We start from the raw sequence: 25223 nt of genomic DNA, 5'->3' as shown, positions 1-25223 counted from the left end.
GTCCCGGAAGCGGTGGCAGGAAGGTCAGGCAGGCACCGATTGTGTTTCGGCGGAAGGCGGGCTTCTTGAAGGCAGCATACCGATGCGACAAAACGCTCGGCAAGCCTGACGAAGCTGCCCCCCCCTGGATCCCTGTCCGCCAGGTTCGTCACAACGTTGATTCCGCCGCGGCGTCCAGCTTTTGAAGCACGACAACCGTGTCGCCCAATTCGTCCGAAAGCTGCAGCGGGTCTTCGATGTCGTACCAGAAATCATAGACGTCAAGCAGTCGGAATCTCGGTACTTTACTCAACAGCGACTGAAACTGATCGGCACGGTAGATTCTCATCGGATATTCGGACGTGACGACATGTCTGGCGCCGTTGTCATTGATCTGCATTTCAAACCGCAGAGTTTCCAGTCGAGTCAGCCGGCTGCAGGACGTCACCTGAAGGCGCATGTCGATGCGCACGCCGTCGGCTTCCGCCGTCCATTCTTCTTCGTCCTCTTCGTCGGCGTCGGGCGGCAGCAGATGCATGCCGATCAGGTACAGGCCGCCCGCTCGCAGCGAATCGGCAACACTGTTCAGATGACGGACGGCATCCGTTTCCGTCAGCAGATGGCGAAAGGTGTTCACGAAACAGCACGCGACGTCGACCGGTTCCGGGCTGCGAAATTCCAGCATGTCCGCCACTTCGACGCGGCACGATGGCTGCGTCTCCGGCAATCGAGTCCGGCAGTATTCGACGGCCGCCGCAGACACGTCGCAGCCGATGACTTCGTAGCCCCGCAAAGCCATCTCCGCCAGCAGCCGCCCGCCGCCGCAGCCGGGTTCCAGAATTCGTCGCAGGGGAAACGGGCAGTACTTCCGCGCGGCCGCTTCGATGAAGTCGGCTTCGCCCGTGGTTTCGTCGTCGAACGCCAGATCCCAGTATCGGGGATGGTCGTAGCAACCTGTCGTGTTGAATTGTTTCATGCCGCGGCAATGTAGCGACCTTTGCAGCGACCGGTACATCACCGAACGACGCCGCCTGTCCGAAGTCCGCTGGAAACCCGTCGTTCCCTGGCCGAAGGAATCTGCTAAAACGCGGTCGGAGTCCTTTTGCTTTCTCCTGTTCCCGCTGCCGATTTCGCCGATGAATTCCACCGCCAGCCAGAATGACGACGTCTGGACCGTCAGGCGAATTCTGGGCTGGACCACCGATTTTCTGAAGCAGAAGGGAATCGAGTCGGCTCGCCTGGAAGCGGAACTGCTGCTGGCCTGTGCTCGCAATTGCCAGCGAATTCGGCTGTACACCGACTTCGAATCCCCGCTGACAGACGACGAACGTTCCCGGATGAGATCCTTCGTTCAGCGGCGAGCGAAGCGGGAACCGCTCGCCTATATCACCGGACACAGGGAATTCTATGGCCGAGATTTCGCAGTCGGTCCGGGTGTTCTGGTGCCGCGTCCGGAGACCGAAGCGCTGATCGACGTTTGTCTCGAACACATTCCCGTTGATCAACCGTCGCGCCTCGTGGAAATCGGATTCGGTTCCGGCTGCATTGCTGTCACGCTGGCGAAGCAGCGTCCGCAGTGTTCGGTGACGGCCACCGACGTTTCCGATGACGCCCTGAAATTTGCGACGGCCAACGTCCAACATCATCAGGTGATGGACCGCGTCCGACTGCTGAGCGGCAGTCTGTTCGCGCCAATCACTGCCGACGGCGGAGAAGCCGGGTTCGACGGAATCGTCAGCAATCCACCGTACATTCCGGATGACGAACTTGCCGGATTGCAGCCGGAGGTCTCGGAACACGAACCTGCAGTCGCTCTGGCCGCCGGAGCTGACGGGCTGGACGTCGTTCGCCCGCTAATCGCGACAGCGCCTTCGGTGCTGAAGCCGGGAGGCTGGATTGCTCTGGAAGTCGACCCGTCACAGTGCTCCGCCGTCGCGGCGATGCTGGACGATTGCGGCTTCGGCCGTGTCCGAATTCACCAGGATCTGAACCACGCCGACCGGATTGTCGAAGCCAGACGGGAATGAAGGAAGCAGGTGAGATTTCAGATTTCAGATCTCAAATTTCAAATCAGACATTCCGCGGCACAATCACGAGACTTGCTTTCATGGAAATGTTCGTTGTTCACGGAAGAACGCGGCTGTCGGGGCGAATTGGCGTCGAGGGCGCGAAGAACGCTGCACTGCCCATCATGGCGGCGTGCGTCGCGATTCGCGGCGAAGTTGTGCTCGACAACGTTCCGCGGCTGGTCGACATCGACACAATGTCCCGGCTGCTGAAAAGCCTCGGCACAACCGTCGCCTCGTCCGGCGACGGTACCCTGACGATCGATGCGTCGCCCGCTCACGGAACGCTGGCCAAGTATGATCTGGTGCGCCGCATGAGAGCCGGCGTTTGCGTTCTGGGTCCGCTGCTGTCCCGGTTTGGAACCGCCTGCGTGTCGCTTCCGGGAGGCTGCAACATCGGCCATCGTCCCATCGATCTGCATCTGAAGGGACTCGCGGCTCTGGGTGCCGACATTCGCCTGGAGCGCGGCTACGTCATCGCGGAAGCTGATCACCTGCGCGGCACGGACATCGATCTGTGCGGACCGTTCGGAAGTACAGTCACCGGAACCTGCAACGTCATGACCGCCGCGGCGACGGCGTCCGGACACACAGTGATTCGATCAGCCGCGAGGGAGCCGGAAGTCACCGACCTGGCCGATTTCCTGAATCGCGCCGGAGCTGACATTCGCGGCGCCGGGACGGAGACGATTGAAGTTCGCGGCGTGGAATCGCTGCACGCGACGAGTCACTCGATTATTCCGGACCGGATTGAAGCGGCCACGCTGGCCGTCGCCGCCGCCATCACTCGCGGGGATGTCACGATCGAAAGCGCTCCCGTTTCGCACATGACCAGCGTGCTGGACTGGCTGAAATCCGCGGGTGTCGACGTTGCAGCCAGCGCGTCGCAACTTCGTGTTTCGGCGAACGACGCCTTGTCGCCGGTGGATGTGGTCGCCGAACCGTATCCGGGGATTCCGACCGACGTGCAGGCACAACTGATGGCGCTGCTGAGTACGGTTCCCGGCCGCAGCTGCGTGACCGATCGCATCTTCACTGACCGTTTCATGCACGCTTCCGAACTGATCCGCATGGGAGCACAGATTCAACGCGAAAGTTCTTCCGCGGTGATTTCCGGAGTCCCGCGTCTGTCGGCCGCGTCCGTCATGGCGTCCGACCTGCGAGCCAGCGCGGCTCTGGTTCTGGCAGCCCTGGCCGCAGAGGGAACGTCGCAAATCCGCCGCATCTACCACCTGGACCGAGGCTACCAGCAACTGGATGTGAAGCTGAATGCACTGGGAGCGAGCATTGTGCGTCGGGACGATTCGCCCGCCGCGTCAGACCAGACATCCCCTGCCATCGCGGCGCCTCACTTTGTTTCGGAGCACGTGAAGCGCTACTTCTGAAGGGCCTGCGGATCGAAGTCTTCGACAAGCCGTTTGCGAATACGGTTGTCGTCCTGGCAACAGCTACAGGGGCCGGGCTCGAACATCACGATCGCGCACACGTCGCACCAGTAGTCGACTTCGAAATGCTCTTCATCGGACAGTTCGTAGACTCGGATGATCTGAACGAACGGCTGCCGCTCATAACGCCGCACCAGCAGTTCGACTTCCATGTCGCGGAGTCGTTTGTCCTTGCGGAACGCTCGGCCGCGTGCGTCTTCGACGATCGGAATCAGCTCACCGGCTGTTGTGCGGATTGCAAGGCCGCGTTCGGCGGCTTCCGGAACGGTCGAGATTCCGAAGTCATCTTTTAGCGCGTCAGCCAGCCAGACCACTTTGCCGCGAATCAGTTCCGAGCGGTACTCGGGGGCTGGCCGAGCCGCCGCGTCGGCTTCGGCTGATTCACCGGATGCCGGCGACGTCTCGTCCTGCCGGGCTTGGGTGAGTGTCGTTCCGAAGCATGCCGCGGTGAGGCAGCCGCAGAGCAGAACAGAGAAACGAAGACGTCCGCCGACAGAGAGTCTAACCTCTCGCCTCGATGGGAGGGCGAGTGGCGCAGACGGCCCTCCCCTCGTCGAAACGCCTGAACGGCGTTTCGACATCGACCCTCCCGCTCCCGCTGGAGCGGGAGGGTGAATCGAATCACAGCTCGACCGACGTGAATTGCTATTCCGGAGCATGGCCGGCGACCACGATATCGAGGGGCACATCCGGCTTCCGTTCTTCCGCTGCGACACCGGTGCCGGTCAGGTGCAGAATCCACCAGTCCGACGCTTCGTTGTGTCGCATCGACGGAACATCGCCTTCCTGCGCAGGCTGCAGACAAAACATCGCCGGATGGGCCGAGCCGGCCGCTTCGGCACTCACGGCCTGCAGGTCGTCCGGAGTCCAGTCCTTTCCCGACGCGTCTTTTTCAGCGGACAGCAGCAGCAGAAAATCGCGAGTCGGCGACGTTCCGATGTGATTTCCGTCAACCGGTTGCAGGAAGAAACGCAGCGTGTACCAGCCGCTGGAAATCGTCTGGTCGCGGAAGTCGCTGCCTCGTCGCGAAAAGTGAACCACGCCCATCAACTGTCCCGGAGTAAACGGGTACAGCATCGTGGGGCTGGCCTTGAAGTCCGGCTGAACGTCCCACTCCTTCTTCAGCCAGATTTCGCACACCGTCCGGGTGCCGCGTTTGACGCGGTAACCCCTGTCACCGAACTGAGCGGCCAGTTCAGCACTCAGGCTGTCCGCCTTTGGAGCTTCGTCGATGATTTCAACGGTGTGGTCCTGTGCAGCAGCGAACGGAATTGTCGTGAGGAACAAGAGGGCGGGAAGTACAGATCGCGGAATCAACATGGAATGGCCTGAAGTGTTTTGAAACGGCGTGGGGTAAAAAGCCCGCTGACGGCGCGCCAGCGCAGCGAATGATCGGATCGTTCAGGTCGAAGGATTACGGACGGCGCCGGGACAACGAGGCTCCCGCCGAACCGCCGTTTCGAAGAAGCCTCTTCGTGGCAGCGGCTCAGCGGGAGCCTCAACGTTTCTACGATGTTGCCCGGCATTCCCGCAACCGGTGAATTTCAGCGCTTCGTCTATTGCTGCGTCGGGCAAAACTCAATGGGTCGTGTGCCACTGGCCGTGCCAGTGCTCTGCAACCTTGAACACACCGGCACAGCCAGTGGCACAGCCAGTGGCACACATCAATACACAATCGACGAGGCTTATTTCTGTGCGACCTGTGCTTCTTCCGGGTTGACTCGGAACGTGCCCAGATACGCAGTACGTGTATCAGGAATCGACCAGCGAGTTCCGAGCTTGCGCGCGGTGACGTCGCCATCAATGGTGACTCCCGGTACGAAGCCTTCCAGCTTTGTCAGCGGCGGATAGTAGGCGGACTCGTTGGAACAAATGCAGTCGCCGGGGCGAGCTTTGCGAGCCTTCAGATGAGCAAACTCACCGACGGTCACCGTTGCGTTCAGCGTCCCGCGATCAAACTCCGATTCGAAGCCGGCCGACTGGCTTTCTTCAATCTGTTCGTCATTCAGACTGGTCTGCTTCTTCGCGAAAGCCGTCAGTGCCGCAGCCTGTTCGGTGCTTGCCGTTTCATCAACGATCAGCACGGCTCGAATGGTCTTCGCATTTTTGAACCCCTTGAATCCAAGAGTTTCCGACGTCTTGACGATGACAGCCACGGACATTCCGGTCAGATCAACGCCTTCGAATTCTCCTTCGGTGACATTCCATGTCATGATCGCGTCTTTGCCGGTGGAGCCGACTTCGCCATTGGCGAAACACGGACCGGTATAGACCTGACACGTGCGAGCTTCCACGTACGTGCCTTTCAGCGGACTGGCCGCAAACGCGGATGAAGCCAGCAGCATCGCGGTCAGTGTTGCGAAGAATGAAGTGCGAATCATGTCGGTAGTCTCCCTGAACAGCGGGCGGGTGAAGGCCATGAAAAACCGTTTTCCGGCCGGAACGATTTCCGGTGAGCCGCATTTTACGGCGTATCCGGAATGTCGTCCATTCTTTTGCCGCGATTGCGTTTCAATCGAGCATAGTCGTCCGGCGTATCGATATCTTCCGGCCGTTCCGCTGCGGGAAGATCAAGCCATTCCGCCGCGTGATTGTCCGCCAGCCACTTGATGCCCTGGTCGTCCGGGATCGTGTCCACAGCGGACGCCAGCTTCCATGGAAACGACGCGGGATGTCCGCTGCGATGACCGAATCGCGGAATGACGACCGCATCGGTCGCGCCGGAAGCGGCGATGACGTGATCGATGACGTCTGTCGACAGCGTCGGGATATCCGCAGGAGCCATCAGCCAGCGATCCGCGGGTTGAGGCTGATACGCAGCCAAAATGTGCCCGATGGCGTGGCGAACCGACGCCTTCATGTCCGGAGGATCGAAGGGGGGCTGCACGACGTCGACCGGCCAGCGGCCGCACGCGTCGCGCAGTTCGCTGTCGTCGCGCCGCACGACAACGACGACCCGTCGCACACGGCTGTTCGTCCAGGCACGCAGGACATGATCGATCACCAGGCAATCATCCCACGGCAGCAGCAGCTTGTGCCGGCCCGCCATTCGTCGACTGAATCCGGCAGCGGGAACGATGGCGTAGCAGTCGGGTATCTTCATGGCAGCGGAGGCAAACTCACCTGTCGAGACACCGTTTCGCGGCGGGAATCTGTCGCCAACTGTGTCAGTCACGGCTGAGTCGGGGGATTTCCGTTCGATCGCGGCAAAACGAATACAGCGTCGCATCATACGGACCGGTTTCGACGAATTCCCTGCCGGGAACGTTCGACACCCGGATCACAATTCAGTGTGATGTTGCCTGGAACATTGATCACGACCGGCGATTCCCTTTCACAGGCGAAAGACACCGATGTTGTATGCAGTTCTGGCCGCTCTGCCGATCCTGGTGGTAGCCGTGTTTCTGGTGGGACTGAAGTGGCCCGCCAGCCGAGTCATGCCGCTGTCTCTGCTGACGGCTGTGGTGCTGGCTCTGACTGTCTGGCAAGTGCCGGGACTGCAGGTCCTGGCATTTGGCGTGAAAGGCGGACAGATTGCCGTCGACCTGCTGTACATCATCTTCGGCGCGATCCTGCTGCTGAATACGCTGCAGCAAAGCGGCGCCATCGACACGATTCGAGCCGGCTTTCATCAGATTTCACCGGACCGTCGAGTGCAGGCAATCATCGTCGCGTGGCTGTTCGGTTCATTCATCGAAGGAGCCGCCGGGTTTGGAACTCCGGCGGCGGTGGCCGTCCCGCTGATGGTGGCGCTGGGATTTCCACCGCTGGCGGCGGTTGTCAGCGGCGTCATCATCCAAAGCACTCCCGTTTCCTTCGGAGCTCTGGGAACACCGATTCTGCTGGGAATGGCGACCGGCCTGAATATCCGCGAAGGGTTCGGTGACGATTCCGTCATTCAACAGGCAGCGCTGGCGGCGGGACTGCTGTCCGATGATTCACAGACGGCAGCCGTCCTGCTGCAGCGGATCGCCATTCGAGTCGCTGTGCTGCATGCGATCATCGGGACGCTGATTCCCCTGATTCTGGTCAGCGTGCTGACTCGGTTTTACGGCGCGGAACGATCCTTTCGAACCGGCCTGCGGTGCTGGAAGTTCGCTCTGTTTGCCGCTTTTGCGATGACGATTCCGTCCGTGACCACGGCGATTCTGCTGGGTCCCGAGTTTCCCTCATTGTTCGGTGGCCTGATCGGGCTGACAATCGTGGCCAGCGCGGCTCGCAGGGGCTGGCTCGTGCCAACAGGCGATCCCTGGCAGTTTCCGGACGAAACCGCCTGGCCGGCAGAATGGTCGTCGCCGGAGATGCACATGGCATCTGCGTCGAAGCCTCAGCGCCGGATGGGCCTGCCCATGGCGTGGGCTCCGTATTTGTTGCTGGCGGTGCTGCTGGTTGCGTTTCGGCTGCCGCAGCTTCCGATCAATCACTGGGTAAACAACGATCCCGCAGTCACGCTGGAAATCAAGAACCTGTGGGGGACAGACGCGACGCTTAGCCTGAAACCGCTGGCTCTGCCGGGAACCGTCTTTCTGCTGGTTGTCGCGGCGACCTTTTTTCTGCACGGCATGGATCACCGGCAAATGAAAGACGCAGTCATTCAGTCGCTGCGAACGACGGCAAAGGCGTCCGTCGCGCTGATTTTCACGGTGCCCATGGTCCAGATCTTTCTGAACTCCGGCAGCGGCGCAGAAGGAGCCCTTCCGAAAATGCCGCTGGTTCTGGCAAACGAAGTTGCATCATTAGCGGGAGGGATGTGGCCGCTGTTTTCGTCGTTTGCCGGCGGCATGGGAGCCTTCATCGCCGGAAGCAATACGGTCAGCAACATGATGCTGTCCAGCTTTCAGTTCGGCGTTGGCCAGAAGATCTCCGTGGATCCGTTCTGGATTGTGGCGCTGCAGGCGGTCGGCGGAGCGGCCGGGAACATCATCTGCGTTCACAATGTCGTGGCTGCCTCCGCTGTTGTGGGACTTGTCGGCCGCGAAGGGCAGATTATTCGCCGCACGTTTCCGGTATTCGTCTACTACGCGGGATTCGCCGGGATCCTGGGAATGCTGATCGTGAATTTATCGTGACCGGAAACGAACATCGCCCGAAGTCCCACGCAGGTACTTCGGGCGATGCGTATCTTCCGTTGCCGCGTCACCGGAATCGTGCCGCGGCGGATTGAAGTATTCTGGTCTCTAGCGAACTCGCGTTGAGGTCGTTACCGCTTCCGTGGCGGGTTCCGGAGATTCACCGTTTTCCTTTGCGGCGATTGCTCGTTCACGCACGCGGCCCAGAGCCGTTGCGGACAGAACCTGAGCCTGCTGCAGTTCGGCAGCCGAGAAGTACGGTGCGACTTCGCCGCGAAGGCCGTAGACAACCTTCGAACCCAGTTCCTGCCAGCTCATGTTGTCAGACGTATTCCAGATGGCTGCCTGAGCGATGTGGGGATTCAACTGCCCGGTACCAACCAGGCTGATGAGTTCCGCGAGCAGCGGATTGTCAGTGTATTCCGCAACCGGAATGATCGTGTATTCGACGCCCGGATGGGGTTCCTTCTTGCCGTGTTCCAGACAAGCGGAAACGAAGGGAACTTCAAGAGTCTTTTCAGGCGGAATCGAAAGAAGGTTGCCGCCGCCGCCCTGGCCGCCGAAGCCGCCCTGCCCGAAGCCGCCGCCGCCGAGTCCACCACCGCCAAGACCACCACCGCCCTGACCACCGAATCCGCCGCCGGTTGCCTGCTGCTGACCGCCCTGGCCGCCGAGTCCCCCGCCACCGCCGAGTCCACCGCCACCAAGACCACCGCCGCCAAGACCGCCACCACCAAATCCACCGCCAAGCTGCTTCACGACCTGCACCGCGACAAACGATTGCGGCAGTTCCACGTTCAGAGTCTCGTCGGTCGTGTTGGTGACACGCACCAGACCTTCGTGAGAATCCCGGGCGATGACTTTGGTCGTGAACTGTCCGGATTTCATTCCGTCAAACAGTCCCACGCGTTCTGCCGCGGGGTCGAAGCGGGGATTCCGCACAATGGTGTTGCGCGAAGACCGGTTCCGCTCACGACGAGATTCGGCCTGAACCGTCGCGGTGGCCAGCAGCAATGCTGCCAGGACACCGAAGATTGCAAATTCACGACGCCGTTGCAGTCGCATGGGTGAACTCCTGTTGAAGGGTCTGGCTAATGGGTTCCGCGCGGCCGGTCATCCAGCCTGTCGGAGTTCGGAAACGAGTTCTTCCGGTGAAAATCCGTGTAGTTACGGAGTTTATCGCCGAATTCTTCCGAATCGCAACAAAAAACCTGCCACGGGGACACTGTATCGCAGCAGAACGCGGCGAGCGAACGGACGACAGAACTCGTCCGGTGTAGGTTCCCCGTGCCGATTCGCGAAAGTTTGCGGGACGCATGCCCACCTGCCACCGGGCAGCACTTGACGAATTCAAACCTGCGACCGACGCACTTTGGAGTGCGGCCGCTGGTCGCCGCTTTGGGTTTCACACGGTTGGCGATTTCAGATGGATCAAACGACGGCTCCGAATTCGACAGTTCCGCGAAATCCAAAGCGATGCCGGATGATTGCGCTCCAGGACATCGCTGGCGGATCGTCAGGTTGGCTTGAGAAATGCCGACATCCGACAGGCTCTCGCACAATCCACCAATCCCACGCTGACGACGCGCTATTCGCGGCCTGACAACAGCGTGCCGCCAAGAACGATCACGGCAACCAGCCCGACCAGATACACAGTCAGAGTGGGACCGCCTGCGTTCTCGGTCGTCAGACGAGGAGTACCCTCCGCTTTTGCCGTGGCAATCTGCCAGGCGCTGAGCGGAGCAGAGCCGCGATCGGAAGGCTCGCCGGCTTCTTCCGCCGCTGCGTCGACCGCGGAAGCGGATTCACTGATTGACTCCAGAGCCGCCGAAATCAAGAGTTGCTGTGCGTGAGGTCCGATGGGGTTCTGGTCCGGGTTCTGAGACTCAACCGCGGTCGCTGCATCTTGAACGAGCACGGCGGAACCGTCGGCAACATCGGAAGAACCCAGAAATTCCGACTTCCACAGTTCCGACGCAAACGAAAGATCGCCGTCCGATGCAGCGCGCGACGGAATGCCGTCGGAAGCGCTCGCCCCGACCGGCACGGCGCCGCAAACGCTTAATGCAAACGCCGCGCAGGTCGTCAGGATTCTCACGTTCGCTCTGATCGTCATATTCGAATTTCCCGGTGATCACAAATCAACGCAGGCGATGAGTACGGGTCGAAGCTTGACGGCGGAAAAGTCTTTTCGGCAACTCACGCTTCGCACCGGTCTCATTCCGCCTTACCGTCAAGCGTCCCTGCAACGAGCGATTGATTCTTCAGGAGTCTATCCAAATGGCCGCTCGCGTGGTCCGACGCAATGCCGCGTCAGTTACTCTACGTCAGAAACTGAGGGAACGTGCCTGGTCATCCGGGTATTGACTGTTCGCATGCGCGCGGCAAACTGGATGGCGAGTGTCCTGCCGCGCCGCTGCCAAATCGAGCGTTCTCCGGCACACGCGGCTCTGCAGTCGAAAAGCCGACTTCGAAGACTTGTTACATGCGCCGCAAACGGTCTCGCTACGAAGCGCTCGTTCCGTCGGCGATGTCTCTGCCTGGCGACGCGGCGAATTCATCAGACTCGGTCGTGCCGGAGTCCCGCGGCTCGTCAGGAGAATCCAGCAATGCGGCGGACGTTCCAGGAACGATCTTCGGCCCGACATGATGCGCGTCGATGATCTTATGCATTTGCTCGGCGGTCATCGTTTCGCGTTCGAACAGCACGCTGCTGAGATCATCCAGCGTTGCGCGCTGAGACGTCAGCGTTTCGTAGGCGGTGCGGTAGGCTTCATCGACCAGACGTTTGACTTCCAGGTCGATTTCCCGCAGCGTTTCTTCGCTGTGAACGGATTCCCGGACCAGCGTGCCGGAACCGGTCAGGAACGGCGACCGCTGCGATTCGCTGTAGAACATGCGGCCCATCCGCGGGCTCATGCCGAATTCCGTGACCATCCGTCGAGCCATATCGGTGGCTCGCTGCAGGTCGTTCTGTGCGCCGGTTGACGTTTCGCTGTAAACGATCTGCTCGGCCGCGATGCCGCCCAGCAGCACGGCGATGCGACAGTTCAATTCCGACTGAGTCAGCAGGTCACGTTCGTCTTCGGGCAGTTGCAGCATGTAACCCAGCGCGCCCATACCGCGCGGGATGATGGAAATCTTGTGGACGGGATCGGTATTGGGCAGGCTGGCCGCCACCAGAGCATGGCCGGATTCGTGGCAGGCGACTCGCTTCTTGACTTCGTCGATGATAATGCGAGACGTCTTTTCCAGCCCCGCCATGACTCGCTCGATGCCGTCTTCGAACGCCTTCATCGTGACGCGTTTATCGCCGCGGCGAGCCGACAGCAGCGCGGCTTCATTGACGAGATTGGCCAGATCGGCTCCGACAAACCCCGGCGTCAGTTTTGCCAGTCGTGCCATATCGACATCGTCGGACATCTTGATGCGCTGCGAATGGACTTTCAGGATCGCTTCGCGGCCTTTGATGTCCGGCCGATCCACAAGCACATGCCGGTCGAATCGTCCGGGCCGCATCAGAGCCGGGTCCAGCGTTTCGGGCCGGTTGGTAGCTCCCATCACGATCACACTCTGATCGGTGCCGAATCCGTCCATTTCCACCAGCAGCGCGTTCAGAGTCTGTTCGCGCTCATCGTGTCCGCCGGGGGCTCCGCTGCCGCGAACCTTGCCCAGGGCGTCAAGTTCGTCGATGAAAATGATCGACGGTGAACGCTGCAGAGCCTGCTGGAACATGTCGCGCACGCGAGCGGCTCCGACGCCGACGTACATTTCCACGAAGTCCGATCCGGACAGACCGAAGAACGGGACTCCCGCTTCTCCGGCGACGGCTTTGGCCAGCATCGTTTTGCCGGTTCCGGGAGGCCCCACCAGCAGGACTCCTCGCGGAATGCGACCGCCCAGCGCCTGGTACTTCTGCGGCGTCTTCAGGAACTCAACAACTTCCTTCAGTTCTTCAACAGCTTCGTCGATTCCGGCAACGTCCTCGAACGTGACGTTGACGTCTTCCTGAGCGTAAAGCCGTCCGCGGCTGCGCCCGAACGACATCGCGGAACCTGTGCCTCCCAGCCGTCGCATCAGAAAGAAGAACAGCACAATCATCAGCACAATCATCATCAGCATCGGCAGAGCTTCCGTCCACGGGGACGGCGTGACGGCTCCGGTGTACTGAATTTCGTTCTCTTCAAGCAGCCGTTCCAGGTCGCGGATCGATTCGTCGCCCATGCCCCACATGCCGACGTAATGGCGTTTCAGACCGGCGGTGCCGTGTTCCTTGACCTCATCGGCCGGCTTGTTCTGCCACGACATTTCCGTCGGACCGATGGTCAGTTCGTGGACGTTGCCCTTGTTCTGCTCGCCGGACCGTACCTGCCGACGGAACTCGCTGAGTTCCATCTTTTCGCCCCGGTTTCCGCGGCTTAACGTCGAGAACGTCACCAGGCCGATCACACCCAGCACCAACAGGTACCAGAACGCGTTGGACTGGTTGCGTTCCTTGCGGGGATCCTTGCCTGGAGTCGGTGGCTTACGGGGCGCTTTTCCTGGTCGATCAGACATTCATGACCCCAAGGGGAATTCTTCCGGCAGCGGCGAAACGAGGTGGACTCCCTTCTTCTTCAGGCCGCGAACCGGAAAACATCATTCCAGGCCACCCGTGGTGTCGACGCAGCGATGAGATTGCAGGGAACGCTAAAGCAGGCGTCCAACTGTAGACCTGCGCCTGATTGTGGTCAATAAAGGCCGGCGGAACAAAGCGTCATGCTGGCCGGTCGCCGTCCGACAACCCCGTCGCTCGTGACAATCGCGAAGGCTGGAAAATCCGGGAAAACGAGCCAAACGTGCCCGAAACGTCCCGGCACACGGTTCAACAGATGCGCGCGGAACACGAATGTGAGCACGCGGGACTCTAAAGCTCCGACAGTTCCGACTGGAACCCGCCGGAAAGAATCGGGAAGCGGCACCAGGTTTTGGGATCCAGGTTCTTGTCGTCGACGTGAAACGACGGAGCGTACCGTTCGCGTTTCCATTGGTTGCGAGACCAAAGCCGGAAAAATCTCCGGACCCATTCCGTAAGCTGCTCCCGAGAATACCCGGTATCCTGTGCGGCCAGTGTTGTCAGCACTTCGGCAGGGCTGAGTTTGTCGCGAATGGCCAGCCCTTCGATTTCGTCCAGCAGAGGGTAGGGCATCAGATCGCCTTCGTCGGTCTGCTCGAATTCGCTCGGCCGGAGTTCGGCGGTGGGTTGCTGCCGATTCACCAGGTTCAGAGCCGGAATCGGATCGCAGCCCGCGGCGCCGTCCGTCTCCATGATTCGCAGCCACTCACGCAGAAACGCCTTGTCGATGCCTGCGATGGGGCTCAGTCCTCCGCTGGTGTCGCCGTCCATCGTGGCATACCCGACGGCCGCCTCGGAACGATTGCTCGTGGACAGCAGCAGAGCGTTGTTCAAATTCGCCAGCATCCAGACCGAAGGCGACCGCGTGCGAGCCTGGATGTTTTGCAGCGTCAGATCGTGCTGTTGCCAGTTCAGACGTGTGCCAATCGCGGATTCAATCAAAGACGTGTAATCCAGCACCAGACTGTCGACGTCCAGTTCCAGATAGCGACCGCCGACCGCGCGAGTTACGGATTCCGCCGCGCCACGCGTTGTTTCCGAACTATTGCGAGTCGACTGGTAAACGCCCGTGAACAGCCGCTGCATGGCCGCGTCGATTGTCGGCGTCAGGTCGGCCATATGACTCAGGCGGTCGCGAAACCCATCCGGTCCCAGATCCGCGAGGGCTCGCTGAACCATGCACCGCACCAGACACGCGCAGGCCGAAGAATCCGCGCCGCCGCTCATGCTGACGACAAAACCGTTCGAACAACTCTTGCGCATGTAGTCGAACAATGCCAGCGAGATCGCCTGTGTGAACTCCGCGAACTCCGATTCCGCAGGCGCGGTTGTCGGCGGATTGATTTGTCCGGAAGGTTCAGCCAGACGTCCGGGAATCGCAGCAATTCGGTCGTGCACATCGTCGCTGACATCGGCGGACATCGAATGAATGGCGGCTCGCCGGGAACGTGTCAGGTCGACATCGACATCAACAGCCGTCACGTCCACTTCGCGAAAACCGAACCGCGGTCCGGCCGCGATCAGATTGCCGGAGGCCGCGATCAATGCTCCTCCATCATAGATCGCTCGCCCGGCTTCGTTGCCGACAAGGTTTGCATAGACGTAGCTGACTCCGAACGCCCGCGATCCTTCCAGCACGAACCGCTTGCGGATTTCATGCTTGCCGAACGCAAAGTGACTGGCACTCGGATTCAGGATCACGTCGACACCGCATTCCGCCATGCGATTGCCCGGCCGGCCCGCGACCCAGGCGTCTTCGCAGATTTCGAACCCGATCCGGATACCGCCGCATTCAAAGATCAGATCACCGATCGGCCAGCGGTTACCGTCGTGGTGATATTCACTGATGACTTCCGCCGGCCACGGACGAAACCAGCGCGGTTCGTAGTGCAGCCCGTCTCCGGCCAGATGCTGCTTCGGAACGAAGCCCGCGATCCGCCCGTCGGCCACCACACACGCCGCGTTGTAGACACCATTTGTGACGTACAGCGGCAGGCCGATGGACAGCACCATGCCGCCGGTTTCCGGGACAATCTGCTGCAGACAATTCCAGGCCGTTTTCCAGACATGAGGCGACAGGAACATGTCTTCGCAGCCGTATCCGGTGATGCACAGCTCCGGCAGACACAGCACGCTGACACCAAGTTCGCGAGCCTTCCGGATGGCCGACCGTATCCGTTCCGTGTTCCCCGGCCAGTCCAGGGGCGTCTGGTTCAGGATGGCGGCTCCCAGCCGAAGTTGTCTCATGGGCAACTGACTTTCATTGACGACAAGCAGGAATCGGCGGGTTGTGGAGTGGTAACCAACGCCGGACCAGACAGATCATATTCTGTGCGCGATCCAACCGGGTACCACATCTTCGAAGAAGTTGTGCGGCGCAGCCGTCGGAAAGCGTTATGGGACATGCTGCCACGTCGGTCGTGCCATCGTCGTTCCGTATTCGATCAACCCTCGGGAGGGCGAGGCTCCCGCCGAGCCGCTGCCGCGATCGGGCGTCCTCTGGCACGCGGCTCGGCGGGAGCCTCGCCCTCCCGGAAATACGCTCGCTCCGGCTATCCATTGTTGGTCGGAAAAATGGGCTCAACATGATTCGCGGGGACCCATCCGGTCTGACCGTCGCGAGTCTGCACGCGAAGCCATGGTCCTCGACCCGCAAGAATCGTCACTCGGCTGCCCACGGCGTTCTCAAGTGACTGCAGCGAATCGAAATTCGAACCGTCACCGGCACGCAGTGTCAGGGTGTTGACGACAACGATCCCGTCACCCCGCGCGGCGGACGACGTCGTCGCCAGAATGGCTGACGTCAGCGAGACAGCCAGCAACACCAGCGGCAACACTGCGAACCGAAATGAAACCCGCCGAATTCCCGCCGCGCGAGCGACCTGGATGCCCCAGAAGGCAACCGACGACAGCACCACCAGCCAGAGCACCACGTTCAATCCAACCACGCTGATGAGTTCCGAATTCTCGGCTCTGGCACCGTCCGCGATCGACCGCAACGAAATCATCCCTCCGTCATTGCCGGAGTCTGCGGGAGATTTGTCCCTCGTCACATCGCTCACCAGCGACCGTGCGAACTTCAGATTCTGCATCAATTGAGAATCGGACGAATCCAGCACCGCGGCGCGTTCGTAGCTGGCGATCGCTCGCCCCGGTTCGCCACTCTGCAGGTACGCGTTGCCGAGGTTCCGGTACAGCACGCTGTTGCGAATTCCGGTGTCGAGCAGCAGTTGGTATTTCGCCGCCGCTTTCGCAAACAGGTCCCGCGCGTCGAGCGAGTTGGCGTCGCCGATTTCCACGGCGTTCGAATACAGCTCTCCCGCTTCCTTTAATACCGCCTGTTGCTGCGGTTTCGTCAGCGTCACACGGCCGTCATGGGCAGTGTCCACAGCGAAAGCGTTCGTTCCCGCAAGCGAAACCAGTACCGCCAGCAGGATTCCGGTGGTTTGCTGTCCTGTACGGCCGAGTCGCCGAATTCCGCGGCCCGGATCGCCAGCACGCCGTGTCGAACCACGTACTCGCGTTCGTCCCGCGTCATGAACCGCGTTCTCAATTTGGTCGACAAGTTCACGGGCCGACCGCCGAAATTCGTCCAGCGCCGAGGAATCATCTTCCGTGAAGCGCAGCCTTTCGCAGCGTTCGAAGAATTCTTCCACGGAATTCGCAACGGAAGCCAGCCCGGTTGTCCTCAGCACTCCAACCGCGCTGTCGGCGGTAGAGCAGCTTTGCCTGATCCGACGATTATACCCCGAGCGGGTCAAATTGAGGTATTCTGGCTCGCGGCATGAAGAAGTGCGAAAAGTATCAGCGTTCGCCGCGGCCAGTATAATATACCTCACCAGTGCCTGCGTGATCGCTGACGGCTGCCGGGCGCCGGCCAGGTCCTTCAGGCAGCGTTTCCGAGGTGACAACAGCTCAGGCAGCAGCCCGTCGAACCGGCGGGCGCTGCGGGCCAGCAGGACCGAAAGCCAGATGCCCGGCGGAATGATCACGAAATACCACCACCAGATGCCGTGTCCGGCCGAAGTCTGCATCAGCAGCGCACGTTCGGAATTGTCGTTGGTGAAGTCGGGTTTTGGGCTGGCACCTGCAGCGGATGTGTCGTCGCCGTTCTCAGCATGACCCGCACGAACACCGACGATGGCGTCCAGCGACAGCGTTTCCGATTTCGTGACGGTGATCGCAATCGGATCACTCATCGCCGTTTCGTACGTGCCGGTATCAGGATCGAAGTAGCTGAACGGAATGGCGGGAATCTGAGTGATCCCTTCGCGGAGCGGCCGAATCGTGGTGGAGAACAGCTTCGTGTTGTCCTGGACGAATCCCGCCAGCGACTGGTCGGCAACTTTGAAATCAGCAGTCAGCGCCGGCAGTTCCGACAGCGGAGGAGCCTGCACGAGTTCCATCGGTCCGGTTCCGGTGATGCCGATGTTCAGCGTAATCGCGTCTCCCGCGCTGACGGACGTCGGCGTCGCCTGCGTCAGAATTCCATAGCGACCCACGGCGCCGCGGTAGTCCGGCGGACGTCCTTCGGTCGGCACGGGCACGACTTCCGTCGCATCCACGGTGGCTTCACCAACGATCGGCCGCGCTGATGTGACAGTCAACCGACTTCCCAGCCTCGAACCAAACAGATCGTCGCTTAGCATCTGCGACAGCGGTGAACGTCGGCCAAACGCGCTGTCATCGAAGAATCCGGCAAACGGATCGCGTGATCGGCCCAGCGCCGTCGGATAGTTGACCACGATCTGCACGTCATCGGCATCGATCCGGCCGGGACGCTTCGGATAAATGGTCGCCGTGATCTCGTACAGATAATAACTGCGCGGATTGCCCTGTGCGTCGTCCCGCAACACTTCCTGCCCCGCGGGACGCTGGTTGTTTTCGGAAAGTTCCGTCAGCCGTTCCGCAAAACTTCCCCACAAGGTCTGGTCAGAAATCATCTGCCACATGCTGCCTTCCGAAAGCGTGACGTTGTGTTCGGCGTCGCGATACGGTTTCAGCCAGATCTTCAGAGTCAGTTCCAGCGGTTCTCCGACGAATACCTTTTCTCCGCCTCCGTCAACTTCGACGAACAGCAGGTCGCCGGTTTCACTTTTCGTTGCGACAAACCTCAGCGGCGCCGTCTGCATGTCGCGACCGTCGACTTTGACGCTGATGGACGGGATCTCAAACGTACCTTCCCGCCGAGGTGTGATCAGATACTGCATTGTCACGCTGCGACTTTCACTGCGCCGACCGTTGATGACCGTGACCCGTGAGCTCTGCGACGGGTTTCCCGCCGACCGGATGTCGCAGCCATCAATGCCGGGCATTGCAGGCTGCTCATAATCGGCGGCATTGTTGATTGACAACTGCAGAACAACGGGCATGCCGACAAACGCTTCCCGAGCGGAAAGGCGAGCTTCCACGTCCCCCGCCGCCGCGACCGTCGCCATGCCGCACAGCAGCAGCACGACGTGAATGATGCCGCTGAGCATAATTCGTATTTGCTTCAACATGTTTTGCTCCATGACCCGGTTCACTCAGGACTCGACCTGCATTCCCCGTTACCAGTCGCGGTCCACGGGGACCTGTCGCATGCGTTCGCGGCACTGCAAACGCAATCGACGAATCATGTCCCGGTCGCGGACCGCCTGCAGCATCTTCATCGCTTCCTCACGAGTCATCAGGCCTTCGTTCCCGCTCTCCCGAAATTCCGCGAAGGAACCGCATTCGGGATGTCGTCCTGCTGCTGATCCGCCGCGGTGGCTCACCGGTGGGAACGGGCTTGTCCGGTGATTCGCCATCGTTCTTTGCCGATTCGTCTTCGGGTCTCTGACGACCACCGGATTCCTGTCGCATGTCCTTTGCCTGCGTCCGTTCGGAACCGGGTGTCGGCGCCTTTGATTGAGAACGCTGCTCCGAAGACTCTTGCTGCTGTTGTTGCTTGTCATCAGATTCACGGTGCGATTGTTCCTGTTGCTGCTCGCCGGGTTCGCTGGATGAATCGGGCTTCGAATCCTGCGGCTTCGGACTATTGGAATCGGATTCTGTGTCCTGCTTCGAACTTTCCTTGTCATTCGATTCCGAATCGGACTGTCCCGCGTCGGATTGCTGCTGCCGGTCATCCTTCCGATCCTGATTTTGCTGCGACTGGTCTTTCTGCGAGTCGTCGCTCTGCGATTCCGATTCCTGCTGTTGCTGTTGCTCCTGCTGCTGCTGCTCCTGCTGGTCGTTTTGCTTGTCCTGTTCGCTCTTGTCCCGGTCTTTCCTGCTGCTGGTTCTGTTGGTCCTCTGTTCCTGCTCCTCCTCTTCCTGTTGAAGCTTCCGGATCAGCTCTGCCGCCAATTCGATGTTTGCCCGGGCGTCAGTGTTGTTCGGGTCGATCCGCAGTGAGCTTCGATAGTGCGAAATCGCCTCGCGAAGGATGTCGATCGCCGCCGGCCGATCGCCTTCGACCAGTTGCAGTGCCCTGGCATACGCACAATTTCCAAGGTTGTAGCGACTCTTCGCGGCAACGTCCGAACTCGCAGACCCGGAAACCTCCCGAAAGCGCTGCTCGGCCGAATCAAGATGGCCCTTGCGATACTCCGCGACAGCAAGGTTGTAGTTCAGCTCATCATGGTGTTCCTGCGGCGTGGAGATTCGCTGATACGCGTTGATGGCCTCGTCAATCTGACCGTCGCGCAGCATCACGTTGGCGGCGTTAATCTGTTCGGCCACCGGCACCGCATCTTCTTCCGCCATCGCAGCCGCGGAAATGCCGGTGACTGCCGCGACCAGCATCACAACGCCACGGAACGGATGGTGCTTTGGAAAAAGATTATGCATATCTCCGGACTCCACTACGCAACCTGTGCCGCTCTCTCTGAAGCCGCTGACTCCGTTGACGTCTGCCGGCCACGGGATGGTGACATCCGGTGGCTTCCACGCCGCCCCGTGATCCCGGCCGGACGCGTCGAAACCCAGACTTCAATCAACAACAGAGCAATTGCCGGCACAGCAAACCACTGGAACCTCGGGATATAGGAATTGATTCGGGCAGTTTCGAACGCGGTCTGTTCCACGCTTGCCACATATCCATGATACACGTCCGCCATGTTGACTCGCCGGGTTCCCGCAGGAATCCAGGCACCATCCGTTTCCGTCGCAATCTGACTCAGAATACTGCCGTTCATTTTTGACCATACCTGTTGCCCTTCGTACTGGACATATCCGCCGCGTCCGTCAGTCGTTTCAGGGATTCGCGCTCCATGCTGCATGTCGCCCAGCCCGACCGTGAAGATCCGGATTCCCAGGTCGCTGTGAACCTGCCTGGCGACTTCCAGCGGCTGGCTCTCCTGATCTTCACCGTCGGTGAAAATGACGATCGCCTTGTGATCGTTCGTCTTGCTGAGAAACCCGCCGGCAGCAGCCTGTATGGCATCGCCCAGCCGCGAACCACCGCGACGAACCGTTTGAGGACCGACGGAATCCAGTGTCTGTTTGAAGTCTTCGTAGTGACTCGTCAACGGAACGGCCTGCCGAGTTTCCCCGGCAAACACGACAAGTCCCACTCGGTCCCCTGCCATTTCGTCCAGCATGTCCAGGATCTGCTGCTTCGCCCGACCAAGGCGATTCGGCGCGACGTCTTCGGCCAGCATGCTGCGTGACACATCCAGCACAAACATGACTTCGATGCCTTTCTGAGGCACGTCGGTCCATGTCTGTCCCCAGCGAATATCCATCACCGCGATGCTCAACAGCGACAAACTTCCGGACACCAGAACTGCTGAAATCACGTGCCGCGACACCACATTCGGCGGAAGCAGCTCCCTGCGCATGCCGGAGGATGCGAACCGTCGCTCCGCACGATGTCGACGCAGCAGCGCGAACACCGTCAGGAAAATTCCCGCCGCGACGACCGCCAGCAGCCAGAGTCCCTGCGGATTGCCAATTCGGATATCCATCAACAGCATCCTTCTATGTCAATTCCCGCAGCCAGGTTTGCTGCAGCACCAGCCGAGCGGCCAGTAGTACAAATGCCATCATCAACACCGCCGGAAGCTTCATTCCCGAAACAAACCAGGACTGGACCGCCAGTTCGCGGTAGTCCACATAGTGTCTGGCTTCGACGGCCGTCTTTTCCATTTGGTCGATCTCCGTATAGACCTTCTGCAGCGAATCCGTATCCGTCGCACGGAAGTATTGTCCGCCCGTGACATTGGCGACTTTTGTCAGCGTGTCTTCGTCAATATTGACCGGCACCCATTGCATTACTGTTCTTCCGGAAAAGGGGTCGGAAACGGGCATGGGAGCCTGACCTCGGGTACCGACACCGATCGTGTAAATCCGAATGCCCATCGTCTGCGCAAGTTCAGCGGCCTGGACCGGATCGAGCTCACCGGCGTTGTTTTCACCGTCTGTCAGCAGAATGATGACTTTGCTTTTCACCTTCTTCTTTTGGCGAGCATCCAGGGCACTTAGCTTTTCCACGGCCAGTGAAATGGCGTCGCCGATGGCCGTACCGTCTTCGCTGCGACTGTTGACGATTTGAGCATTGTTTAGCTGAGCCACGAGAAACGAATGGTCCAGAGTGGGAGGCGTGACGCCGTCGGCGTAGCCCGCGAACGTCACCAGACCGACCAGATCGCTGAATCGCCCTTCCAGGCCATCACCGCCGGAAACGAACTTGCCGGCTACGTTTTTGATGGCCGTCAGCCGGTCGACGTGTTCTCCGTCAATCTGAAAATCCATGGCCTGCATGCTGCCGCTGCGGTCAACGACAAGTTCGATCGCAATGCCTTCGCTTTCTGACACCGCCTGTTCGCGTCCTTCACGCGGCCGCGCCGCTCCGACAATCAGCAGCAGCAGCGCCGCGATTGTCAACGCATTCGGCAGCCAGACCAGCCGTTGTCGAAGCGTGGGCTGCATCCGCCGCGCCAGTGCGACCGAACTGAAGCGCACGGCGAGCAGGCGGCGTCTGGCGAACAGCCGCCATGCGACAACTGGAACCAGCGGCAAGAGAATAAAGTACCAGGGAGAATGAAACATCACGCCAACTCCCCCGATCGATCAGCGGATTGCACATCGGATCGCGGCCTGTCACTGTCCACCGCGTGTTCGACCACGTACTGAGCATCGTCGACGGCCGCCAGAAGTTCCGGTCCCGTGAGCTGCAGGCTGGCGAAGCGAACCTGATCTGCCAATTGCAGGACGGCGGCCGCACGAACAGTGGCTTCGGAACGGATGTCGTTTCCGGATTTCAGAGTTCGCAGCAGTTCATCGTTCGAGAGAACCGGAGCAGCGATGTCGAACCGCAGTTCCAGAAAGTTCCGCAGAATGTCGGAAAGACGCCGAAAAACAGTTTCGCTGTCAGCTTCCGCCAATGCATCGCTGCTGCGAACTCGGTGCAGTTCTCGCAGTGCCCAGTCAGTCGGCGAGATCCAGGATCGACGACGACGAACCGCGACAATCGCAGCCACAGACACTGCCGACGCGCCGATCCCCGCCAGTGTCCACCACAGCCAGGCTCGCGATGGTGCTTTCGGAATTTCAACGTCCACAACCGTCTTGATGTCGCGGAACTGTGTCGGATCGGACCTGCCTTCCAGAACACTGACCACGCGGACCGGGATCGCTTCGGTCATCAGAGTCTGAGAACGCTGACCGTCGAAGATCCGAACTTCCAGTGGCGGGATCATCAGATCACCGGACGTGATGCTGTCCAGAGTCAGCCGTCGAGTCCACAGTCTTTGACCTTCGCCTTCGCCGGCGGGAATGTCCGGCAGGTCGTCTTGATCGAGTACGTCAAAGCCGCCCAACTGCGGCGGCACGGCGGGAAGAACAACGGTTGTGCCGACGGGCGCCGTCACGGACAGCTCCAGACGAAACGGTTCGGCGACCTGCACGGAAGTCGACGATACCAACACCGTGGCTTCCGCCTGGCCTGCCTTCGTCGTGCGGCTCAGCGAATCCGCACGGATGGGTGAAACAGCGGTTGAAAAAACGATCGCCGCGGCAATTGCCGACCACAGACGACCGGCGCGCCGCGGCCGCATCCCTGCCGCAGCGATGTCCTGACGTGCAGGCCGTTTCAATGTCCAGCGGAACCGATTTTGTTCCGCCGGAGCGCTGGATTTTGCTCGGCAGCTGTTCATGAACGATTCTCACGCCGGTGAAAGTACTTCCGCAGTGGTTCAACCAGATCGTGGCCCGTGGTCAGGTGGATCGGTTCCAGTTTCTGCCGGCGAAACATGGCATCGCGTGCCTCCGTTTGCTGCCGGTAAAGATTCGCGAACTCGTCGCGATTTCGGCGGCTGGACGTGTCCAGCATCACGACTTCGCCCGTTTCTGAATCGCGCAGTCGGACCAGTCCCACGTCCGGCATTTCTCCCTCACGAGGATCGCTGATGACCACGGGAATGATGTCGTGCTTACGGCGAGCCACCCGGAACGTCGATTCAAAACCGCTGTCCTGAAAATCGCTGATCAGAAACACCACGGTGCGCCGCTTTGCCGTGCGGTTCAGGTGCTCCAGAACTCGCCGCAGGTTCGTGCGGCTGCCGACCAGTTCGCAGTACAGCAGTTCCCGGATCAGTCGCAGTACATGCCGTGAGCCTTTTCGAGGCGGAATGCTCTTTTCGATTTCGTCGGTGAACAGTGTCAGACCGACACGATCGTTGTTCCTGATCGCCGACATGGCCAGCGTCGCACCGAGTTCCGCCACCAGATCCCGTTTGGTCTGCCGATGAGTGCCAAAATCCTGCGAACCGCTCAGGTCGACCAGCAGCATGACGGCAAGTTCGCGTTCTTCGCGAAACAGCTTCACGTAGGGCTGATCGCTGCGGGCGGTGACGTTCCAGTCAATGGCTCGCACGTCGTCACCCATCTGATACGGACGTACTTCTTCGAATTCAATGCCGCGTCCCTTGAACGCGGAATGCCACGTTCCGGCCAGAAGTTCGTCGACTCGGTGAGACGTACGAATCTGGATGCGGCGAATTCTGCGAATGATTTCACGAGGGATCATGGAACTATCTGCTTATGCGTTCGGCCAATCGAAAACCTGCGCCTGTCATTTCTTCGAAATGGACAACGCGCCGGTTGCATCGTCACGATCACGTCACGGCACCGGAATGTGTTCCAGAATCTGATTGACGATCGAATCGCTGGTTCGGTCTTCCGCTTCCGCTTCGTAGGTAATCATCACGCGATGACGCAGCACGTCGGCAGCCAGATCCCGGACATCCTGCGGCACGACATATCCCCGGCCCGCCAGAAATGCGTTGGCCTTCGCGGCCAGAGTCAGGTAGATGGTGGCTCGCGGCGAACCACCGAACTGGATCAGATCGGCAATTTTCAGCCCGTAAGCTTCCGGCTTGCGCGTCGCCATGACAAGATCGACGATGTAGTTCTCCACCGCTTCCGCGACGTGGATTTCGTCCAGCAGACTTCGAGCGATCATGATTTCCGCTGGCGAAGTGACCGGCTGAATATCGAACTTCGCCTGAGTCCGGCTCATCCGCCGCAGAATCTGAAGTTCCTCACTGCGGTTCGGGTAGTCCACAATCACTTTCAGCATGAAGCGATCTGTCTGGGCTTCCGGAAGCTGATAGGTACCTTCCTGTTCGATCGGGTTTTGAGTCGCCATCACCAGAAACGGCTCCTCCAGCGGAAACGTCTCCGAACCGATCGTGACCTGACGTTCCTGCATGGCTTCCAGCAAAGCACTCTGCACCTTCGCAGGAGCCCGATTGATTTCATCGGCCAGAATCAGATTCGAAAAGATGGGTCCCTTCTGCACCACAAACGTCTGGTCCTGCGGTCGATAAACAAGCGTTCCGATCAAGTCCGCGGGCAACAGGTCGGGTGTAAACTGCAGCCGCTGAAAACCCGTGTTGACCGCTCTGGCAAGACTGGAGACAGCCGTCGTTTTGGCCAGACCCGGCACGCCTTCGATAAGCAGGTGTCCGTTCGCCAGCAGGCCGATCAGCATCCGATGCACCAGCCGTTCCTGCGCGACCAGCACCTGACCGATCTGGTCGACAATCCGACGAAACGGTTCGCTGTGTTCACGGATCCTGTC

The 25223-nt window shown here is 60.1% G+C and carries 19 protein-coding genes; 3 read left to right on the top strand and 16 right to left on the bottom strand.

Translation table 11 applies throughout. The features are described 5' to 3' along the window. Window positions 1-148: 148 nt before the first annotated feature. The gene (locus R3C19_21155) at window positions 149-955 is read right to left on the bottom strand and encodes a class I SAM-dependent methyltransferase (protein ID MEZ6062860.1); all 807 of its coding nucleotides are present in this window, start codon (window positions 953-955) and stop codon (window positions 149-151) included. Window positions 956-1115: 160 nt separating this feature from the next. On the opposite strand from R3C19_21155, the gene prmC reads away from it, so the two are divergent. Both prmC and murA read left to right on the top strand, forming a co-directional pair. Next, window positions 1116-2006 carry a peptide chain release factor N(5)-glutamine methyltransferase gene (prmC, locus tag R3C19_21150; GenBank protein ID MEZ6062859.1) on the top strand — a complete coding sequence of 297 codons (891 nt, stop codon included), beginning with the start codon at window positions 1116-1118 and terminating at the stop codon, window positions 2004-2006. 80 nt (window positions 2007-2086) lie between these two features. Further along, on the top strand, window positions 2087-3430 hold the full coding sequence (murA, locus tag R3C19_21145) for a UDP-N-acetylglucosamine 1-carboxyvinyltransferase (GenBank protein ID MEZ6062858.1): 1344 nt from the start codon (window positions 2087-2089) through the stop codon (window positions 3428-3430). Here the strand turns inward: murA and R3C19_21140 are convergent. From R3C19_21140 to R3C19_21125, 4 genes are all read right to left on the bottom strand, one after another. Then, window positions 3421-3804 (bottom strand): hypothetical protein, encoded by a 384-nt coding sequence (locus R3C19_21140; protein MEZ6062857.1) that lies wholly within the window; start codon window positions 3802-3804, stop codon window positions 3421-3423. The two genes, murA and R3C19_21140, sit on opposite strands and share 10 nt — an antisense overlap. A 331-nt stretch (window positions 3805-4135) precedes the next feature. Then, complete coding sequence (locus tag R3C19_21135) at window positions 4136-4810, bottom strand: hypothetical protein (GenBank protein MEZ6062856.1); 675 nt, start codon at window positions 4808-4810, stop codon at window positions 4136-4138. Between the two features lie 365 nt (window positions 4811-5175). Next, window positions 5176-5871: a DUF1326 domain-containing protein gene (locus R3C19_21130; GenBank protein ID MEZ6062855.1), complete on the bottom strand. Its 696-nt coding sequence runs from the start codon at window positions 5869-5871 to the stop codon at window positions 5176-5178. An 83-nt stretch (window positions 5872-5954) separates the two neighbouring features. After that, window positions 5955-6665 (bottom strand): NTP transferase domain-containing protein, encoded by a 711-nt coding sequence (locus R3C19_21125; protein ID MEZ6062854.1) that lies wholly within the window; start codon window positions 6663-6665, stop codon window positions 5955-5957. A 178-nt stretch (window positions 6666-6843) separates the two neighbouring features. Between R3C19_21125 and R3C19_21120 the strand changes: the two genes are divergently transcribed. Further along, entirely contained in the window at window positions 6844-8559 is a 1716-nt protein-coding gene (locus R3C19_21120) for an L-lactate permease (protein ID MEZ6062853.1), read from the top strand. A 108-nt stretch (window positions 8560-8667) separates the two neighbouring features. Here R3C19_21120 and R3C19_21115 read toward each other — a convergent pair whose 3' ends face one another. From R3C19_21115 to R3C19_21065, 11 genes are all read right to left on the bottom strand, one after another. Beyond that, complete coding sequence (locus R3C19_21115) at window positions 8668-9624, bottom strand: hypothetical protein (protein MEZ6062852.1); 957 nt, start codon at window positions 9622-9624, stop codon at window positions 8668-8670. Between the two features lie 523 nt (window positions 9625-10147). Then, on the bottom strand, window positions 10148-10675 hold the full coding sequence (locus tag R3C19_21110; protein ID MEZ6062851.1) for a hypothetical protein: 528 nt from the start codon (window positions 10673-10675) through the stop codon (window positions 10148-10150). A 389-nt stretch (window positions 10676-11064) separates the two neighbouring features. Then, window positions 11065-13116 carry an ATP-dependent zinc metalloprotease FtsH gene (gene ftsH / locus R3C19_21105; GenBank protein ID MEZ6062850.1) on the bottom strand — a complete coding sequence of 684 codons (2052 nt, stop codon included), beginning with the start codon at window positions 13114-13116 and terminating at the stop codon, window positions 11065-11067. A gap of 349 nt (window positions 13117-13465) precedes the next feature. Continuing rightward, window positions 13466-15421, bottom strand: coding sequence for an NAD(+) synthase (gene nadE, locus R3C19_21100; GenBank protein MEZ6062849.1), 1956 nt, complete (start codon window positions 15419-15421; stop codon window positions 13466-13468). A gap of 305 nt (window positions 15422-15726) precedes the next feature. After that, window positions 15727-18675, bottom strand: a complete 2949-nt coding sequence (locus tag R3C19_21095; protein ID MEZ6062848.1) for a BatD family protein — start codon at window positions 18673-18675, stop codon at window positions 15727-15729. A 157-nt stretch (window positions 18676-18832) separates the two neighbouring features. Beyond that, window positions 18833-19987 carry a hypothetical protein gene (locus R3C19_21090; GenBank protein MEZ6062847.1) on the bottom strand — a complete coding sequence of 385 codons (1155 nt, stop codon included), beginning with the start codon at window positions 19985-19987 and terminating at the stop codon, window positions 18833-18835. A 14-nt stretch (window positions 19988-20001) separates the two neighbouring features. After that, window positions 20002-21105: a VWA domain-containing protein gene (locus R3C19_21085; GenBank protein ID MEZ6062846.1), complete on the bottom strand. Its 1104-nt coding sequence runs from the start codon at window positions 21103-21105 to the stop codon at window positions 20002-20004. Window positions 21106-21118: 13 nt separating this feature from the next. Next, a complete protein-coding gene (locus R3C19_21080; protein MEZ6062845.1) occupies window positions 21119-22189 on the bottom strand; it encodes a VWA domain-containing protein in 1071 nt (356 codons plus the stop codon). Continuing rightward, window positions 22189-23067 (bottom strand): DUF4381 family protein, encoded by an 879-nt coding sequence (locus R3C19_21075; protein ID MEZ6062844.1) that lies wholly within the window; start codon window positions 23065-23067, stop codon window positions 22189-22191. Before R3C19_21075 ends, R3C19_21080 begins: the two co-directional genes overlap by 1 nt. A 224-nt stretch (window positions 23068-23291) precedes the next feature. Beyond that, a complete protein-coding gene (locus R3C19_21070; GenBank protein ID MEZ6062843.1) occupies window positions 23292-24167 on the bottom strand; it encodes a DUF58 domain-containing protein in 876 nt (291 codons plus the stop codon). Between the two features lie 93 nt (window positions 24168-24260). Beyond that, window positions 24261-25223: MoxR family ATPase (locus tag R3C19_21065; protein MEZ6062842.1), on the bottom strand; the 963-nt coding region annotated here is incomplete at its 5' end.

It is taken from the genome of Planctomycetaceae bacterium (assembly GCA_041398785.1).
In the GTDB taxonomy this organism is placed as follows: Bacteria; Planctomycetota; Planctomycetia; order Planctomycetales; family Planctomycetaceae; genus JAWKUA01.
Note: the sequence above shows the minus strand (reverse complement) of the source record. Positions and strands in the feature narration are given on the sequence as shown.